Source organism: Pseudomonas sp. GW822-FHT01E03, assembly GCF_058802985.1.
In genome coordinates, this window is the sequence record NZ_JBXAOQ010000005.1 from 388,612 (window position 1) to 405,705 (window position 17,094).

At 59.4% G+C, this 17,094-nt stretch carries 16 protein-coding genes; 9 read left to right on the top strand and 7 right to left on the bottom strand.

The features are described 5' to 3' along the window. Positions 1-133 precede the first annotated feature (133 nt). Positions 134-301 carry a hypothetical protein gene (locus AC1RP7_RS12990; protein ID WP_218496212.1) on the bottom strand — a complete coding sequence of 56 codons (168 nt, stop codon included), beginning with the start codon at positions 299-301 and terminating at the stop codon, positions 134-136. Here AC1RP7_RS12990 and icd point away from each other — a divergent pair. Further along, a complete protein-coding gene (gene icd, locus AC1RP7_RS12995; RefSeq protein ID WP_057399856.1) occupies positions 300-1,556 on the top strand; it encodes an NADP-dependent isocitrate dehydrogenase in 1,257 nt (418 codons plus the stop codon). The genes AC1RP7_RS12990 and icd overlap by 2 nt on opposite strands. Positions 1,557-1,636: 80 nt before the next feature. On the opposite strand, the gene cspD is transcribed toward icd, so the two are convergent. Then, positions 1,637-1,903: a cold shock domain-containing protein CspD gene (gene cspD, locus AC1RP7_RS13000; protein ID WP_057714167.1), complete on the bottom strand. Its 267-nt coding sequence runs from the start codon at positions 1,901-1,903 to the stop codon at positions 1,637-1,639. A gap of 224 nt (positions 1,904-2,127) precedes the next feature. Here cspD and clpS point away from each other — a divergent pair, with 224 nt between their 5' ends. Together clpS and clpA are read left to right on the top strand one after the other, a co-directional pair. After that, entirely contained in the window at positions 2,128-2,511 is a 384-nt protein-coding gene (clpS, locus tag AC1RP7_RS13005; RefSeq protein WP_020799529.1) for an ATP-dependent Clp protease adapter ClpS, read from the top strand. A 30-nt stretch (positions 2,512-2,541) separates the two neighbouring features. Then, positions 2,542-4,812, top strand: coding sequence for an ATP-dependent Clp protease ATP-binding subunit ClpA (clpA, locus tag AC1RP7_RS13010; protein ID WP_057714168.1), 2,271 nt, complete (start codon positions 2,542-2,544; stop codon positions 4,810-4,812). A gap of 362 nt (positions 4,813-5,174) precedes the next feature. Here clpA and infA read toward each other — a convergent pair whose 3' ends face one another. The 4 genes from infA to trxB all read right to left on the bottom strand — a co-directional run bounded on the left by infA (position 5,175) and on the right by trxB (position 7,972). After that, positions 5,175-5,393, bottom strand: a complete 219-nt coding sequence (gene infA / locus AC1RP7_RS13015; RefSeq protein WP_002553999.1) for a translation initiation factor IF-1 — start codon at positions 5,391-5,393, stop codon at positions 5,175-5,177. A 111-nt stretch (positions 5,394-5,504) separates the two neighbouring features. Continuing rightward, positions 5,505-6,212 (bottom strand): arginyltransferase, encoded by a 708-nt coding sequence (locus tag AC1RP7_RS13020; protein WP_102670534.1) that lies wholly within the window; start codon positions 6,210-6,212, stop codon positions 5,505-5,507. A 57-nt stretch (positions 6,213-6,269) separates the two neighbouring features. Then, positions 6,270-6,950, bottom strand: a complete 681-nt coding sequence (gene aat / locus AC1RP7_RS13025) for a leucyl/phenylalanyl-tRNA--protein transferase (protein ID WP_057714170.1) — start codon at positions 6,948-6,950, stop codon at positions 6,270-6,272. Positions 6,951-7,012: 62 nt separating this feature from the next. Next, a complete protein-coding gene (trxB, locus tag AC1RP7_RS13030) occupies positions 7,013-7,972 on the bottom strand; it encodes a thioredoxin-disulfide reductase (RefSeq protein WP_493180764.1) in 960 nt (319 codons plus the stop codon). A gap of 307 nt (positions 7,973-8,279) precedes the next feature. Here trxB and AC1RP7_RS13035 point away from each other — a divergent pair, with 307 nt between their 5' ends. The 6 genes from AC1RP7_RS13035 to cysG all read left to right on the top strand — a co-directional run bounded on the left by AC1RP7_RS13035 (position 8,280) and on the right by cysG (position 15,932). Continuing rightward, positions 8,280-10,691 (top strand): DNA translocase FtsK, encoded by a 2,412-nt coding sequence (locus tag AC1RP7_RS13035; RefSeq protein ID WP_057714172.1) that lies wholly within the window; start codon positions 8,280-8,282, stop codon positions 10,689-10,691. Between the two features lie 66 nt (positions 10,692-10,757). Then, entirely contained in the window at positions 10,758-11,381 is a 624-nt protein-coding gene (lolA, locus tag AC1RP7_RS13040; protein ID WP_008049385.1) for an outer membrane lipoprotein periplasmic chaperone LolA, read from the top strand. A 162-nt stretch (positions 11,382-11,543) separates the two neighbouring features. Beyond that, positions 11,544-12,866, top strand: coding sequence for a replication-associated recombination protein A (locus AC1RP7_RS13045; RefSeq protein ID WP_489847085.1), 1,323 nt, complete (start codon positions 11,544-11,546; stop codon positions 12,864-12,866). Continuing rightward, the gene (crcB, locus tag AC1RP7_RS13050; RefSeq protein ID WP_057714174.1) at positions 12,866-13,240 is read left to right on the top strand and encodes a fluoride efflux transporter CrcB; all 375 of its coding nucleotides are present in this window, start codon (positions 12,866-12,868) and stop codon (positions 13,238-13,240) included. Before AC1RP7_RS13045 ends, crcB begins: the two co-directional genes overlap by 1 nt. A 16-nt stretch (positions 13,241-13,256) precedes the next feature. Then, on the top strand, positions 13,257-14,537 hold the full coding sequence (gene serS / locus AC1RP7_RS13055; protein ID WP_057714175.1) for a serine--tRNA ligase: 1,281 nt from the start codon (positions 13,257-13,259) through the stop codon (positions 14,535-14,537). After that, the gene (cysG, locus tag AC1RP7_RS13060; RefSeq protein WP_493180765.1) at positions 14,538-15,932 is read left to right on the top strand and encodes a siroheme synthase CysG; all 1,395 of its coding nucleotides are present in this window, start codon (positions 14,538-14,540) and stop codon (positions 15,930-15,932) included. It begins immediately after the preceding gene. Positions 15,933-16,048: 116 nt separating this feature from the next. Here cysG and AC1RP7_RS13065 read toward each other — a convergent pair whose 3' ends face one another. Next, on the bottom strand, positions 16,049-17,050 hold the full coding sequence (locus AC1RP7_RS13065) for a glutathione S-transferase family protein (RefSeq protein ID WP_493180766.1): 1,002 nt from the start codon (positions 17,048-17,050) through the stop codon (positions 16,049-16,051). Positions 17,051-17,094: the final 44 nt, after the last annotated feature.

Sequence of the window (17,094 nt, forward strand, 5' to 3'; positions counted from 1 at the left end):
AGCACTTCAGCCGTCGTGACCCTGTGGTCAGCGGGCGGCATTATACATAGGTAGCTGGCAATCTGCCGATGGTTCATATGCAACGAATGTCGTCCATTGGTCTAAAGGTCGCAGGGGCGAGCAGGGCGTAAGGTCACTCGTCGTGCTTGTTTTTGGCGCTTTTCCCTTTGCTTTCAGGCTTGTAGCGCGCGAGTTGCAAGGCTTTGCGCCAGATCGATGGAACATAGGGTTTGCGCGCCGATTCAACTGGGTTACGCTCGAACCAAGCCAGATGTTCAATCCAATCAATGGAGTTCAGCATGGGTTACAAGAAGATTCAGGTTCCAGCCGTCGGCGACAAAATCACCGTCAATGCAGACCATTCTCTCAATGTTCCTAATAACCCGATCATCCCCTTCATCGAAGGTGACGGCATTGGCGTCGACATCAGCCCGGTCATGATCAAGGTTGTCGATGCTGCTGTTAAGAAGGCCTACGGTGGCGAACGCAAGATTTCCTGGATGGAGGTGTACGCCGGGGAGAAAGCGACTCAGGTTTACGATCAGGACACCTGGCTGCCTCAGGAAACCCTGGACGCGGTCAAGGATTACGTGGTTTCCATCAAGGGCCCGCTGACCACCCCGGTCGGTGGCGGCATCCGTTCCCTGAACGTAGCCCTGCGTCAGCAGCTCGACCTGTACGTCTGCCTGCGCCCGGTGCGCTGGTTCGAAGGCGTGCCTAGCCCGGTCAAGAAGCCAGGCGATGTCGACATGACCATCTTCCGCGAGAACTCCGAAGACATCTACGCGGGCATTGAGTGGAAGGCCGGTACGCCGGAAGCCACCAAGGTCATCAAGTTCCTGAAAGAAGAAATGGGCGTTACCAAGATCCGTTTTGACGAGAACTGCGGTATCGGCGTCAAGCCGGTGTCCCTGCAGGGCACCAAGCGTCTGGCGCGCAAGGCCCTGCAATATGTGGTCGACAACGATCGCGATTCGCTGACCATTGTGCACAAAGGCAACATCATGAAGTTCACCGAGGGTGCCTTCAAGGAATGGGCCTACGAAGTGGCGGCTGAAGAGTTCGGCGCAACCCTGCTCGACGGCGGTCCGTGGATGCAGTTCAAGAACCCGAAAACCGGCAAGAACGTCGTCGTCAAGGATGCCATCGCCGATGCCATGCTCCAGCAGATCCTGCTGCGCCCGGCCGAGTACGATGTGATCGCGACCCTGAACCTGAACGGCGACTACCTCTCCGACGCCCTGGCGGCGGAAGTGGGCGGTATCGGTATTGCGCCGGGTGCCAACCTGTCCGACACCGTCGCCATGTTCGAAGCCACGCACGGTACGGCGCCGAAGTACGCCGGCAAGGACCAGGTCAACCCGGGGTCGTTGATCCTGTCGGCTGAAATGATGCTGCGCCACATGGGCTGGACCGAAGCGGCCGACCTGATCATCAAGGGCACCAACGGCGCGATTTCCGCCAAGACCGTGACCTATGACTTCGAGCGTCTGATGGAAGGTGCCAAACTGGTGTCGTCTTCCGGCTTCGGTGATGCGCTGATCTCGCACATGTAAGAAAACGCAGGCACACAAAAACCGCCTGATTCAAGTAGATGAGTCAGGCGGTTTTTTTATGGCGCTATGACGGTGTGGACTTACACTGTAACGGTCTGTTGCGGGGCGGATGCCGTCGCTTTCGAAGCGCCCACCGGGCTGCCGATGTTGACCGCGTGCAGGCCTTTGGGGCCCTGGATGATGTCGAATACGACAGCTTGCCCGGCTTTCAGGGTTTTATAACCTTCCATCTGGATGGCGGAGTAGTGGGCAAACAGGTCTTCTGTCTTGCCGTCCTCATTGATGAAACCGTAACCCTTGGCATTGTTGAACCATTTGACCTTGCCGCTGACCTTGCCGCCTGACATACCCAACTCCCTCTGCAACACACTCCATCACTGGAGTATCATCCAGTACATCCGCAGTCGAATCTGTAAATAAGATTGACTCCGCGGACCTTTTTTACCCACTGTGGGCTCTATTGGTTGTAACACCGTTTTGCCGATAGTCAAGCTGACCCGGCAGTCGGAGTTGAAATCGCTGATAGCCGCCCCCACCACTGTATTTGAACAACTGACGAACCTTTCTTTCCATGCATGCAATCAGCCAGATTCGACTAACATTCAATCAGGATCGCCCGACTCTCCAGAAGGATCGCCCGGAGGAACACGACGACGATTCCGCAGGCATTGCTGTTCAGGAGGCCAAGCCTGCTTTACAGGCGCCGCCGATGTACAAGGTGGTTTTGTTCAATGATGACTACACACCGATGGATTTCGTCGTCGAAGTACTCGAGGTGTTTTTTAACCTGAATCGCGAGCTGGCGACCAAGGTCATGCTGGCCGTCCACACAGAAGGACGGGCAGTATGTGGAGTGTTTACCCGCGACATCGCCGAGACCAAGGCCATGCAGGTCAACCAGTACGCCAGGGAAAGCCAGCATCCGCTACTCTGTGAAATCGAGAAGGACGGTTAATCGCCGGACACTTGGGTATGAGGTGAAGCTATGTTAAACCGCGAGCTCGAAGTCACCCTCAATCTTGCCTTCAAGGAAGCTCGTTCGAAGCGTCATGAGTTCATGACCGTCGAGCACCTCTTGCTGGCCCTATTGGACAATGAGGCTGCCGCCACCGTTCTGCGTGCGTGCGGCGCAAACCTCGACAAACTCAAGCATGACCTGCAGGAGTTCATCGACTCCACCACGCCATTGATCCCTGTTCATGACGAGGATCGCGAAACCCAGCCAACCCTGGGCTTCCAGCGTGTACTGCAACGTGCTGTGTTTCACGTACAGAGCTCGGGCAAACGCGAAGTGACTGGCGCCAACGTGCTGGTCGCGATCTTCAGTGAGCAAGAGAGTCAGGCGGTGTTCCTGCTGAAACAGCAGAGCGTTGCCCGTATAGATGTCGTCAACTACATCGCCCATGGCATTTCCAAAGTGCCGGGGCATGGCGATCACTCTGAAGGTGAGCAAGATATGCAGGACGACGAGGGCGGTGAGTCTTCTTCCTCAGGCAATCCCCTGGATGCTTATGCCAGCAACCTCAACGAACTCGCGCGCCAGGGTCGCATCGATCCGCTGGTGGGGCGTGAGCTGGAAGTCGAGCGCGTTGCGCAGATCCTGGCGCGTCGGCGCAAAAACAATCCGCTGCTGGTGGGCGAGGCGGGCGTGGGTAAAACCGCGATTGCCGAAGGCTTGGCCAAGCGCATTGTCGACGACCAGGTGCCGGATCTGCTGGCAAACAGTGTTGTTTATTCCCTCGATCTTGGCGCTCTGCTCGCGGGCACCAAGTATCGTGGCGATTTCGAGAAGCGCTTCAAGGCGTTGCTCAATGAACTGAAAAAACGTCCGCAGGCGATCCTGTTCATCGACGAGATCCACACCATCATTGGTGCGGGTGCCGCGTCCGGTGGCGTCATGGATGCCTCGAACCTGCTCAAGCCGCTGCTGTCCTCGGGTGATATCCGCTGCATCGGTTCAACCACCTTCCAGGAATTCCGTGGCATCTTCGAGAAGGATCGTGCCTTGGCCCGACGCTTCCAGAAAGTCGATGTGTCGGAGCCTTCGGTGGAAGACACCATTGGCATTCTGCGCGGCCTGAAGGGGCGTTTCGAAAGCCATCACAATATCGAATACAGTGATGAGGCCCTGCGCGCGGCTGCCGAACTGGCCTCGCGTTACATCAACGACCGTCATATGCCGGACAAGGCTATCGATGTCATCGACGAGGCGGGTGCCTATCAGCGCCTGCAACCGGTCGAGAAGCGTGTGAAGCGCATCGAAGTGCCGCAAGTCGAGGACATCGTCGCGAAAATCGCGCGGATTCCGCCAAAACACGTCACCAGTTCCGACAAGGAGCTGCTGCGTAACCTGGAGCGTGATCTGAAATTGACCGTGTTCGGTCAGGATGCCGCGATCGATTCGCTGGCAACCGCGATCAAGCTGTCCCGTGCCGGCCTCAAATCCCCTGACAAGCCTGTCGGTTCGTTCCTGTTCGCAGGGCCTACCGGTGTCGGTAAAACCGAAGCGGCGCGTCAGTTGGCCAAGGCCTTGGGTGTCGAGCTGATTCGTTTCGACATGTCCGAGTACATGGAGCGCCACACCGTATCGCGTCTGATCGGTGCGCCTCCTGGTTATGTCGGGTTCGATCAGGGCGGTCTGCTCACCGAAGCCATCACCAAGCAGCCACATTGCGTGTTGTTGCTCGATGAAATCGAGAAGGCGCATCCGGAAGTCTTCAACCTGCTGTTGCAGGTCATGGACCACGGTACGTTGACCGATAACAACGGGCGCAAGGCGGATTTCCGTAACGTGATCGTCATCATGACGACCAACGCCGGTGCCGAGACCGCAGCCCGCGCTTCGATCGGTTTCACCTATCAGGATCACTCGTCCGATGCGATGGAAGTGATCAAGAAGAGCTTCACGCCGGAATTCCGCAACCGTCTGGACACCATCATCCAGTTTGGTCGCCTCAGTCATGAGGTTATCAAGAGCGTGGTGGACAAGTTCCTTACCGAGCTTCAGGCGCAACTGGAAGACAAGCGAGTGTTGCTGGAAGTCACCGATGCGGCCCGCAACTGGCTGGCCGAAGGTGGCTACGACGCGGCGATGGGTGCTCGCCCAATGGCTCGCCTGATCCAGGACAAGATCAAGCGTCCGCTGGCGGAGGAGATTCTCTTTGGCGAACTGGCCGAGCATGGCGGTGTGGTACACATCGACATCAAGGACGGGGAGCTGACCTTCGAGTTCGAGACCACGGCCGAGATGGCCTGACGTTCAAAAGCAAAACAAAAAGGCGCCGAAAGGCGCCTTTTTGCTGTCTGTTGATCGGCATGTCTGCTGTCTGTGGGAGCGAGCTTGCTCGCGATGGTCGTCAACGATGATGCGGGGAGTCTGACTTGACGTGGTGCTCTCAGGTTTTTCGCGAGCAAGCTCGCTCCTACAGGAGGTGGGGGAGTAAATTACAGGCAAACAAAAACGCCCGGCATAAGCCGGGCGTTTTGTATTGACTTGCTTAGCGAGTGAGCCCTATCTCTGTAGGAGCGAGCTTGCTCGCGATGTTCGTCAATGATGATGCGGGGACTCTGACTTGACGCGGTACCGTCAGGTTTATCGCGAGCAAGCTCGCTCCAACCTTATCGAGCGCGGTAAGTGATGCGCCCTTTGCTCAAGTCATAAGGAGTCAGCTCTACGCGCACTTTGTCGCCGGTAAGAATACGGATGTAGTTCTTGCGCATCTTGCCGGAGATGTGCGCGGTTACGACGTGCCCATTTTCCAACTCCACACGAAACATGGTGTTGGGCAGGGTGTCGACGACAGTGCCTTCCATTTCGAAGCTGTCTTCTTTCGACATGCAGTAAAGCCCTCGGTGTCCAATGAATGGCCCGGTGCAACTGCGCCAGGCAAAAGCGGCGTGCATTGTGCCCGAAAAATGGGGTTTAAGCCAAGGGGTTTAGGGGCGGCTCTAGTTTAGAACCACCCAGCGCTGATTAATCAGCAACTCAATAGGGCGATATTGAGTCTTGTAGTTCATTTTTTTGCAGTTTTTGATCCAGTAGCCGAGGTAGACCGCATCCAGCCCCAGCCGCCTGGCCTCGGCGATTTGCCACAGGATCGCATAGCGCCCAAGGCTGCGGCGCTCTTCGGCCGGTTCGTAGAAGGTGTAGACCGCCGAAAGACCGTTCGGCAGTAAATCGGTGACGGCGACGGCCAGCAGCCGGCCATTCAGGCGAAATTCATAAAATCTTGAAAACGGCAGGTCCCGCACCAGGAATGTCGAAAACTGGTCGCGACTCGGCGGGTACATGTCGCCATCGGCGTGACGCTGTTCAATATAGCGCTGGTAAAGGTCGAAGTATTCTTCGTTGAAGCCGGGCTTGGCTGGACGTACCTGCAAATCCACGTTGCGCTTGAAGATGCGTTTCTGTTGCCGGTTGGGCGTGAACTGTCCCACGGGAATGCGCGCCGGAACGCAGGCATTGCAATTCTGGCAATGCGGCCGATAGAGATGATCGCCACTGCGACGAAACCCCATCTCCGACAGGTCTGCATAGACATGCACATCCATGGGCTGGCTAGGGTCGAGGAACAGGGTTGTGGCCTGCTCCTCCGGCAGATAACTGCAAGAGTGCGGCTGAGTGGCATAGAACTTCAATCGCGCCAACTCGGTCATGATCAACCCTCGGGATAATGCTTTTGAATAAGTGTAAGCCACCTGCGCAAAAGTCGCTCAGCAAACCCAGCTAGCGCGATTGGGCTGGTCCAGATGCCTGGCCAGATAGTTGGCAAATTCATGGCGGGGTATCGCCCGGGCTCCGAGACTGTGCAGGTGATCGGTGGGCATCTGGCAATCGATCAGTACAAAACCCGAGTCTTTCAGATGCCGCACCAGTGTGGCAAAGCCGAATTTCGAGGCGTTGTCAGCGAGGCTGAACATGGACTCACCGAAAAACAGCTGGCCCATTGCCAGGCCGTAGAGTCCGCCCACCAGTTCGTCCCCGTCCCACACTTCCACCGAGTGCGCGTGGCCACGCCTGTGCAGTTCGATGTAGGCGTCCTGCATGGCCTCGGTGATCCAGGTGCCGTCGGCGTAATCCCGGGGCGCGGCACAGGCGCGGATGACGGCGGCGAAGTCCTGGTCAAAGGTCACTTGATAGCGTTGTTGGCGTAGCAGTTTGTTCAGGCTGCGCGAGACGTGCAATTCGTCGGGAAACAGCACCGTACGCGGGTCCGGAGACCACCAGAGGATTGGCTGGCCCTCGGAAAACCAAGGGAAGCAGCCGTGGCGATAAGCCGAGATCAGCCGGTCGGCGGACAGATCACCACCGGCAGCCAGCAGCCCGTTGGGGTCGCGCATGGCCTTTTCCAGTGGAGGGAAATGCAAGGTATTGCGTTGTAACCAAGTCAGCATGGCATCCGGGCTTGCAGAAGGGGAGGGCAGTGGCGGGTGTTGGCCCGCCATAAAGTTTGCCTTCAAACGGTTGGAATGTCGTCCAGGTATTTTTCAGCGTCCAGCGCCGCCATGCAACCGGCACCGGCAGATGTAACGGCCTGGCGATAAACGTGGTCGGCCACGTCACCGGCGGCAAACACACCTGCAATCGCCGTAGCGGTGGCATCGCCTTCGCTGCCACCCTTGACCAGCAGATACCCGTCGCGCATTTCCAGCTGGCCTGTGAACAGGTCGGTGTTGGGTTTATGGCCGATGGCGATAAACACCCCGGCCAGCGACAGCTCCCGGGTTTCACCCGTGTGACTGTCCCGCAGGCGGGCACCGGTCACGCCGCTGGCATCGCCGAGCACTTCGTCCAGGTTTTGGTTCCAGTGCAGGCGAACATTGCCGTTGGCGGCCTTTTCAAAGAGTTTGTCCTGGAGGATTTTTTCCGAGCGCAGTTTGTCGCGCCGATGGATCAGGTGCACTTCTTTGGCGATGTTCGACAGGTACAAGGCTTCCTCGACCGCCGTGTTGCCGCCGCCGACCACAGCAACCACTTGATTGCGATAGAAAAATCCATCACAGGTCGCGCACGCCGAAACTCCTTTGCCGGCGAACGCTTCTTCCGACGGCAGGCCCAGGTATTGCGCGGAGGCGCCGGTGGCAATGATCAAGGCGTCGCAGGTGTAGGTGCCGCCATCGCCGATCAGCTCGAACGGTCGTTGTTGCAACTTGGCGGTATGGATGTGGTCGTAAACGATCTCGGTGGCAAAGCGTTCGGCGTGTTTTTGCATGCGATCCATCAGCACCGGTCCGGTCAGGCCTTCAACGTCGCCTGGCCAGTTATCCACTTCGACGGTGGTGGTGAGCTGGCCACCTGCCTGGATGCCGGTAATGACGACCGGCTTGAGGTTGGCGCGGGCGGCATAAACTGCCGCGCTGTAACCGGCAGGGCCGGAGCCCAGGATAATCAGGCGGGAATGCTTCGCTTCGCTCATAAAAAACACCTCATAAGCCTTTGTCACCAAAGAGAATGCATGCTCAAATTGAATGGCATGTCATGTGCTGTTGACTATGCTGCATCCAAGGGTCTCAAGCATGGCGTCGTGCGTACAAACCCGTACAATGCCCTGCGTGTTACATATATTCAGTGTGCGCCGTGTTTATAGAAACAGGGGTGCAGTGTTAAAAGTAGTCCCGGTTACACGTGTTAACTTTATTACCTGCCTGGATTGGGCAGTTTTTTCGCGGTTTTTATAGACATTCACCAGATGGACGCGCCATTGGCGCAGGAAAAGAAGCGTTTTGAAGAAATCCACCGCAGCACCCAAACCAGCCGTCGTGCCGCTCTGGCGCCAGCACTTGCACTACCGACTCAAGGAAGGTGCGCTGATCGCCATCGGTGCCTTGTGCCTGTTCCTGATGATGGCCTTGTTGACCTATGGCAAGGATGATCCGGGCTGGAGCCATAACAGCAAGATCGACGACGTGCAGAACTTCGGCGGGCCAGCGGGCTCCTACAGCGCCGATATCCTGTTCATGGTGCTGGGTTACTTCGCCTACATCTTCCCGTTGCTGCTGGCGATCAAGGCGTACCAGATCTTCCGCCAGCGTCACGAACCGTGGCAGTGGAGCGGGTGGCTGTTCTCCTGGCGCCTGATCGGCCTGGTGTTCCTGGTGCTGTCGGGCGCCGCTCTGGCCCATATCCATTTCCATGCCGCGACCGGTCTGCCGGCCGGTGCGGGCGGTGCGCTGGGGGAAAGCCTCGGCGAACTGGCCAGGAACGCCCTGAATATCCAGGGCAGCACGCTGTTGTTCATTGCGTTGTTCCTGTTCGGCCTGACTGTGTTTACCGACCTGTCGTGGTTCAAGGTGATGGACATCACCGGCAAGATCACCCTCGACCTGTTCGAGCTGTTCCAGGGCGCCGCCAATCGCTGGTGGGCGGCCCGTACCGAGCGCAAACAGCTGGTTGCCCAGTTGCGTGAAGTCGACGACCGTATGGATGAAGTGGTTGCGCCGACGGTCACCGACAAACGCGAGCAGGCCAAGGTCAAGGAACGCCTGATCGAACGTGAGCAAGCCCTGAGCAAGCACATGTCCGAGCGCGAGAAGCAGGTGCCGCCGGTGATTGCGCCCGCGCCGCCAAAGCCCGCCGCACCGAGCAAACGCGTCGAGAAAGAAAAGCAGGCGCCGCTGTTCGTCGACAGCGCCGTGGAAGGCACCTTGCCGCCGATTTCGATTCTCGATCCGGCGGAAAAGAAACAGCTCAATTACTCGCCTGAATCCCTGGCTGCGGTCGGCCACTTGCTGGAAATCAAGCTCAAGGAATTCGGCGTTGAAGTCGCAGTGGATTCGATCCACCCGGGCCCGGTGATCACCCGTTACGAAATCCAGCCGGCGGCCGGGGTAAAAGTCAGCCGAATCTCCAACCTGGCCAAAGACCTGGCCCGTTCCCTGGCCGTGACCAGCGTGCGCGTGGTGGAAGTGATTCCGGGCAAGACCACGGTCGGTATCGAGATTCCCAACGAAGATCGGCAGATCGTGCGTTTCTCCGAGGTGTTGTCGACTCCGGAATACGACAACTTCAAATCCCCGGTCACCCTGGCCCTGGGCCATGACATCGGCGGCAAGCCGGTCATCACCGACCTTGCGAAAATGCCGCACTTGCTGGTGGCCGGTACCACCGGTTCCGGTAAGTCGGTGGGTGTGAACGCGATGATCCTGTCGATCCTGTTCAAGTCTGGCCCGGAAGACGCCAAGCTGATCATGATCGACCCGAAAATGCTGGAACTGTCGATCTACGAAGGCATTCCGCACCTGCTGTGCCCGGTTGTCACCGACATGAAAGACGCCGCCAACGCCCTGCGCTGGAGCGTTGCCGAGATGGAGCGACGCTACAAGTTGATGGCCAAGATGGGCGTGCGAAACCTGTCGGGCTTCAACGCCAAGGTCAAGGAAGCCCAGGACGCCGGCGAGCCGTTGAGCGATCCGCTGTACAAGCGTGAAAGCATCCACGACGAAGCGCCACTGCTGCAGAAGCTGCCGACCATCGTGGTCGTAGTCGACGAATTCGCCGACATGATGATGATCGTCGGCAAGAAGGTTGAAGAACTGATCGCCCGTATCGCGCAAAAGGCTCGTGCGGCCGGTATCCACTTGATCCTTGCGACCCAGCGTCCGTCGGTGGATGTGATCACCGGTCTGATCAAGGCCAACATCCCGACCCGCATGGCGTTCCAGGTATCGAGCAAGATCGACTCGCGGACCATCATCGACCAGGGCGGCGCCGAACAACTGCTGGGCCACGGTGACATGCTCTACATGCCGCCGGGTACCAGCCTGCCGATTCGTGTTCACGGTGCTTTCGTGTCCGACGATGAGGTTCACCGCGTGGTGGAAGCCTGGAAGCTGCGGGGTGCGCCGGAATACAACGACGACATCCTCAATGGCGTCGAAGAAGCGGGCAGCGGCTTTGAAGGCAGCAGCGGTGGCGGCGACGGTGACGATCCCGAGGCCGACGCGCTGTACGACGAAGCGGTCCAGTTCGTGCTGGAAAGCCGTCGTGCCTCCATTTCTGCGGTTCAGCGTAAGCTGAAGATCGGCTACAACCGCGCTGCGCGCATGATCGAAGCCATGGAAATGGCCGGGGTCGTGACGTCCATGAACACCAACGGTTCGCGTGAAGTCCTGGCCCCGGGGCCGGTGCGCGACTGACCCGAGTATGAAAGGGGGGGTGCCTTTGGCACCGCCCGCACTCCCACGAATGTTATGAGGACTCCCATGCGTCTGATCCGCATGCTGTTGCTGCCGGTACTGGCCTTGACCACGCTCCAGGCTAACGCCGATGACAAGGACGTGGCGCGCCTGACCCAACTGCTGGAAAAATCCCAGACCCTGACCGCACGTTTCTCGCAACTGACCCTTGATGGCACAGGCACCCAATTGCAGGAAACCGCCGGCGAGATGTCCCTGCAGCGTCCGGGCCTGTTCTACTGGCACACCGATGCGCCGGCCGAACAGACCATGATCTCCGATGGCAAGAAAGTCACCTTGTGGGACCCGGATCTGGAACAGGCCACCATCAAGAACCTCGACCAGCGCCTGACCCAGACCCCGGCCTTGCTGTTGTCCGGTGACGTGTCCAAGATCAGCCAGAGCTTCGACATCAGTGCCAAGGAAGCCGGCGGCGTGATTGACTTCACCCTGAAGCCGAAAACCAAGGACACCCTGTTCGACAGCCTGCGCCTGTCGTTCCGCAATGGCCTGGTCAATGATATGCAACTGATCGACAGCGTCGGCCAGCGCACCAATATCCTGTTCACCGGGGTGAAGGCGAACGAGCCGATCCCTGCGTCCAAGTTCAAGTTCGACATCCCCAAGGGTGCGGATGTGATCCAGGAATAATCGGCTGATGCAAAACCTGTGGGAGCGAGCTTGCTCGCGATAGCGTTGGGTCAGTCGACATAAATGTTGAATGTGATGCCGTAATCGCGAGCAAGCTCGCTCCCACAGGGTCAGCGTTTTGGCCCGCAGGCATTAAGTAACCCGAGGTTTTAAACGTAAGCCATGGATCTGTTTCGCAGCACCCCCATCGCCCAGCCATTGGCCGCCCGCCTGCGTGCGGCCAATCTGGACGAGTACGTCGGTCAGGAACACGTGCTCGCTCGCGGCAAGCCCCTGCGCGAGGCGCTGGAGCAGGGTGCCCTGCATTCGATGATTTTCTGGGGGCCGCCGGGCGTGGGTAAAACCACCCTGGCGCGATTGCTCGCGGAAGTCTCGGACGCGCACTTCGAAACGGTCTCGGCAGTGCTGGCCGGGGTCAAGGAGATCCGTCAGGCGGTGGAAATCGCCAAGCAGCAGGCCGCGCAGTACGGCCGCCGCACCATTCTGTTCGTCGACGAAGTGCATCGATTCAACAAGTCCCAGCAGGATGCGTTCCTGCCCTATGTCGAAGACGGTACGCTGATTTTCATCGGTGCAACCACGGAAAATCCCTCGTTCGAACTCAACAACGCCTTGCTGTCGCGGGCGCGGGTCTATGTGCTGAAAAGCCTCGACGAAGCGGCCCTGCGCAAACTGGTGCACCGCGCGCTGACCGAAGAGCGTGGCCTGGGTAAACGTAACCTGACCCTCAGCGACGAAGGCTTCCAGATGCTGCTGTCGGCCGCCGATGGCGATGGTCGGCGCCTGCTCAACCTGCTGGAAAACGCCTCGGACCTGGCGGAAGACAACAGCGAAATCGGCACCGACCTGCTGCAAAGCCTGCTCGGCGATACCCGCCGGCGGTTCGACAAGGGCGGCGAAGCGTTCTACGACCAAATTTCCGCGCTGCATAAATCGGTGCGCGGCTCCAACCCCGACGGCGCCTTGTACTGGTTCGCGCGGATGATCGACGGCGGTTGCGACCCCTTGTACCTGGCCCGGCGTGTGGTGCGCATGGCCAGCGAAGACATCGGCAATGCCGACCCCCGCGCCCTGAGCCTGTGCCTGGCGGCCTGGGAGGTGCAGGAGCGCCTCGGCAGCCCCGAAGGCGAGCTGGCGGTGGCCCAGGCCATCACCTATCTGGCCTGCGCGCCAAAGAGCAACGCGGTGTACATGGGCTTCAAGACGGCATTGCGCGCCGCCGCCGAACACGGCTCGCTGGAGGTACCGCTGCACCTGCGCAACGCGCCGACCAAGCTTATGAAACAATTGGGCTACGGCGATGAATACCGTTATGCCCACGATGAGCCGGACGCCTATGCCGCTGGCGAAGACTATTTCCCGGAAGAACTCGACCCGATCCCGTTCTATCAGCCCGTGCCCCGTGGCCTGGAGTTGAAGATCGGCGAAAAACTCAATCACCTGGCGAAACTCGACCGTTTAAGCCCAAGGCAGCGGAGAAAATAGTGCTTCCCTTGATCGTTGCGGTTTCCGTCGGCGGGATGGCCGGCACGTTGTTGCGCTTCGTCACGGGCAACTGGATCAACGCGAATTGGCCTCGGCACTTCTATACCGCGACGCTGGCCGTTAATATCGTGGGCTGTTTGCTGATCGGCGTTCTATACGGTCTGTTTTTGATACGCCCGGAGGTGCCCATCGAGGTGCGTGCCGGGTTGATCGTTGGCTTCCTCGGGGGGCTGACGACTTTTTCATCCTTTTCACTGGATACGGTGCGCCTGCTGGAAAGCGGGCAAGTGCCGCTAGCCTTGGGCTATGCGGCGCTCAGCGTATTCGGCGGGCTGCTTGCCACCTGGGCCGGCCTGTCCTTGACCAAACTTTGATAAACGAGAAACCGACATGCTCGATTCCAAACTGTTACGTAGCAACCTTCAGGACGTAGCGGACCGCCTGGCATCCCGTGGCTATACCCTGGATGTTGCGCGCATCGAAGCGCTGGAAGAACAGCGCAAGACCGTCCAGACCCGCACCGAAGCACTGCAGGCTGAACGTAATGCGCGCTCCAAATCCATCGGTCAGGCCAAGCAGCGCGGCGAAGACATCGCGCCGCTGATGGCGGACGTCGAGCGCATGGCGGGCGAATTGAGCGCGGGTAAAGTCGAACTGGACGCGATCCAGACCGATCTGGACTCGATCCTGCTGGGTATCCCCAACCTGCCGCACGAATCGGTACCGGTCGGCGAAGACGAAGACGGCAACGTCGAAGTGCGCCGCTGGGGCACCCCGACTGCCTTCGATTTCCCGGTTCAGGACCACGTCGCCCTGGGCGAGAAGTTCGGCTGGCTGGACTTCGAAACCGCCGCCAAGCTGTCCGGTGCCCGTTTCGCCCTGCTGCGTGGCCCGATTGCCCGTCTGCACCGCGCCCTGGCGCAGTTCATGATCAACCTGCACGTCACCGAGCACGGCTACGAAGAGGCCTACACGCCTTATCTGGTCCAGGCCCCGGCGCTGCAAGGCACCGGCCAGCTGCCGAAGTTCGAGGAAGACCTGTTCAAGATCGCGCGCGAAGGCGAAGCCGACCTGTACCTGATCCCGACCGCCGAAGTGTCGCTGACCAACATCGTCGCCGGCGAAATCGTCGATTCGAAACTGCTGCCGATCAAGTTCGTCGCCCACACGCCGTGCTTTCGCAGTGAAGCCGGCGCATCGGGCCGCGACACTCGCGGCATGATCCGCCAGCACCAGTTCGACAAAGTTGAAATGGTGCAGATCGTCGAGCCATCGAAATCCATGGAAGCGCTGGAAGGCCTGACCGCCAACGCCGAGAAAGTCCTGCAATTGCTGGAACTGCCTTACCGCACCCTGGCGCTGTGCACCGGCGACATGGGCTTCAGCGCGGTCAAGACCTACGACCTGGAAGTGTGGATCCCGAGCCAGGACAAGTACCGCGAAATCTCGTCGTGCTCCAACTGCGGCGACTTCCAGGCCCGCCGCATGCAAGCGCGTTTCCGTAACCCGGAAACCGGCAAGCCGGAACTGGTACACACCCTGAACGGCTCCGGCCTGGCGGTGGGCCGTACCCTGGTCGCGGTGCTCGAGAACTATCAGCAGGCCGACGGTTCCATCCGTGTGCCTGAAGTCCTCAAGCCCTACATGGGTGGCCTTGAGGTCATCGGCTAAATGAACTATCTGCCGCTGTTTCACAACCTTCGCGGCAGTCGTGTGTTGGTCGTCGGCGGGGGGGAGATTGCCTTGCGCAAATCCCGCCTGCTTGCCGATGCCGGTGCGCTGCTGCGGGTGGTTGCACCTGAAATCGAAGCGCAATTGCGCGAGCTGGTTGCCGGCAGCGGTGGCGAGTGTCTGTTGCGTGGCTACGCGGAGGCGGATCTGGACGGTTGCGGGCTGATCATTGCCGCCACCGACGACGAAACGCTGAACGCACAAGTTTCCGCCGATGCCCATCGGCGTTGCGTGCCGGTCAACGTGGTGGACGCGCCGGCCCTGTGCAGCGTGATCTTCCCGGCCATCGTCGACCGTTCTCCCTTGATCATTGCTGTGTCCAGCGGCGGCGATGCGCCGGTGCTGGCACGTTTGATTCGCGCCAAGATCGAAACCTGGATTCCTTCCACCTACGGTCAATTGGCCGGGCTGGCTGCGCGATTCCGTCATCAGGTAAAAGGCCTGTTTCCGGATGTGCAGCAGCGTCGGGCGTTCTGGGAAGATGTTTTCCAGGGCCCGATTGCCGATCGGCAACTGGCCGGGCAGGGCGGTGAAGCCGAGCGGTTGCTCCAGGCGAAAATCGATGGTGAGGCGCCAGTGGCGACCGGTGAGGTCTATCTGGTGGGCGCAGGGCCAGGTGATCCCGACCTGCTGACGTTCAAGGCATTGCGTCTGATGCAGCAAGCCGACGTGGTGCTGTACGACCGTTTGGTGGCACCGGCGATTCTCGAACTGTGCCGTCGCGACGCCGAGCGGGTTTACGTCGGCAAGCGCCGATCCGATCACGCGGTGCCGCAGGATCAGATCAACCAGCAATTGGTGGATCTGGCCAAGCAAGGCAAGCGTGTGGTGCGATTGAAGGGCGGCGATCCGTTCATCTTCGGTCGTGGTGGCGAGGAGATCGAAGAACTGGCGGCCCATGGCATCCCGTTCCAGGTCGTGCCGGGGATCACGGCAGCCAGCGGTTGCGCGGCCTATGCCGGGATTCCGCTGACCCACCGCGATTATGCGCAGTCGGTGCGTTTCATCACCGGCCACCTCAAGGACGGCTCCAGCGATTTGCCATGGGCCGATCTGGTCGCCCCGGCGCAAACCCTGGTGTTCTACATGGGGCTGGTGGGCTTGCCGATCATCTGCGAACAGTTGATCAAGCATGGTCGCGCTGCCGATACCCCGGCGGCACTGATCCAGCAGGGCACCACGGTCAACCAGCGGGTGTTTACCGGTACCCTGGCGGACCTGCCACGACTGGTGGCAGAGCATGAAGTGCATGCGCCGACCTTGGTGATCGTGGGTGAAGTGGTGCAACTGCGCGAGAAACTGGCGTGGTTCGAAGGGGCTCAGGGGCAGGTCTAGAGACCGAGTTGCCCCCATCGCGAGCAAGCTCGCTCCCACAGGGGATTTGTGAACGACACAAATCAATTGTGGGAGCGAGCTTGCTCGCGATGAGGCCTTCAAGTCCTCCGAAAATCTCAGGCCTTGCGCCAAACCCCTTTCCCACTCAACCGCTCCCGATCATGGGCCGCGGTGAAATCCTGCGCCGGCCCTTTCGGCACCACACCCGTCGGGTTGATGGTGCGGTGGCTGGCGTAGTAGTGATTCTTGATGTGTTCAAAATCCACCGTCTCGGCGATCCCCGGCCACTGGTAAATCTCCCGCAGCCAGTTCGACAGGTTCGGATAATCCGCAATCCGCCGCAGGTTGCACTTGAAGTGACCGTAGTACACCGCGTCGAAGCGAATCAGCGTGGTGAACAGGCGGATGTCCGCTTCGGTCAGGTACTCGCCCGCCAGATAGCGGTTGGCGCCCAGCAGCAGCTCCAGTCGGTCCAGCTCGGCAAACACCTCATCGAAGGCTTGTTCATAAGCCTGTTGCGAGGTAGCAAACCCGGCGCGGTACACGCCATTGTTCACCGCCGGGTAAATCCGCTCGTTCAACGCATCGATTTCTCCCCGCAGCGGCGCCGGGTAGAAGTCCAGGTCGTTACCGGTCAGATCGTCGAAGGCGCCATTGAACATGCGGATGATTTCCGATGATTCATTGTTGACGATGCACTTTTGCTGTTTGTCCCACAGCACCGGCACGGTGACGCGACCGGTGTAGTCGGCGGTGTCGGCGGTGTAGCGCTGGTGCATGAATTCGAAATGGTCGAGCTTGTCGCCGGTCGACCCCAGGTGCTGGTCGAAGGTCCAGCCGTTTTCCAGCATCAACCAACTGACCACCGAAACGTCGATCAGGTTTTCGAGGCCTTTGAGTTTGCGCAGGATCAGTGTGCGATGAGCCCACGGACAGGCCAGGGAAACGTACAGGTGATAGCGCCCGGGCTCAGCCGCGAAACCGCCGACGCCGGTCGGCCCCGGCTTGCCGTCAGCGGTCAACCAGTTGCGACGCTGCGCCTGTTCGCGCTGGAACGCACCGTCCTTGCTGCTTTCGTACCACTTGTCCTGCCAGCGGCCATCCACTAACAAACCCATGTTCAAGACTCCCGAAACCCATAATCGATGGAGTCGAGTCTATT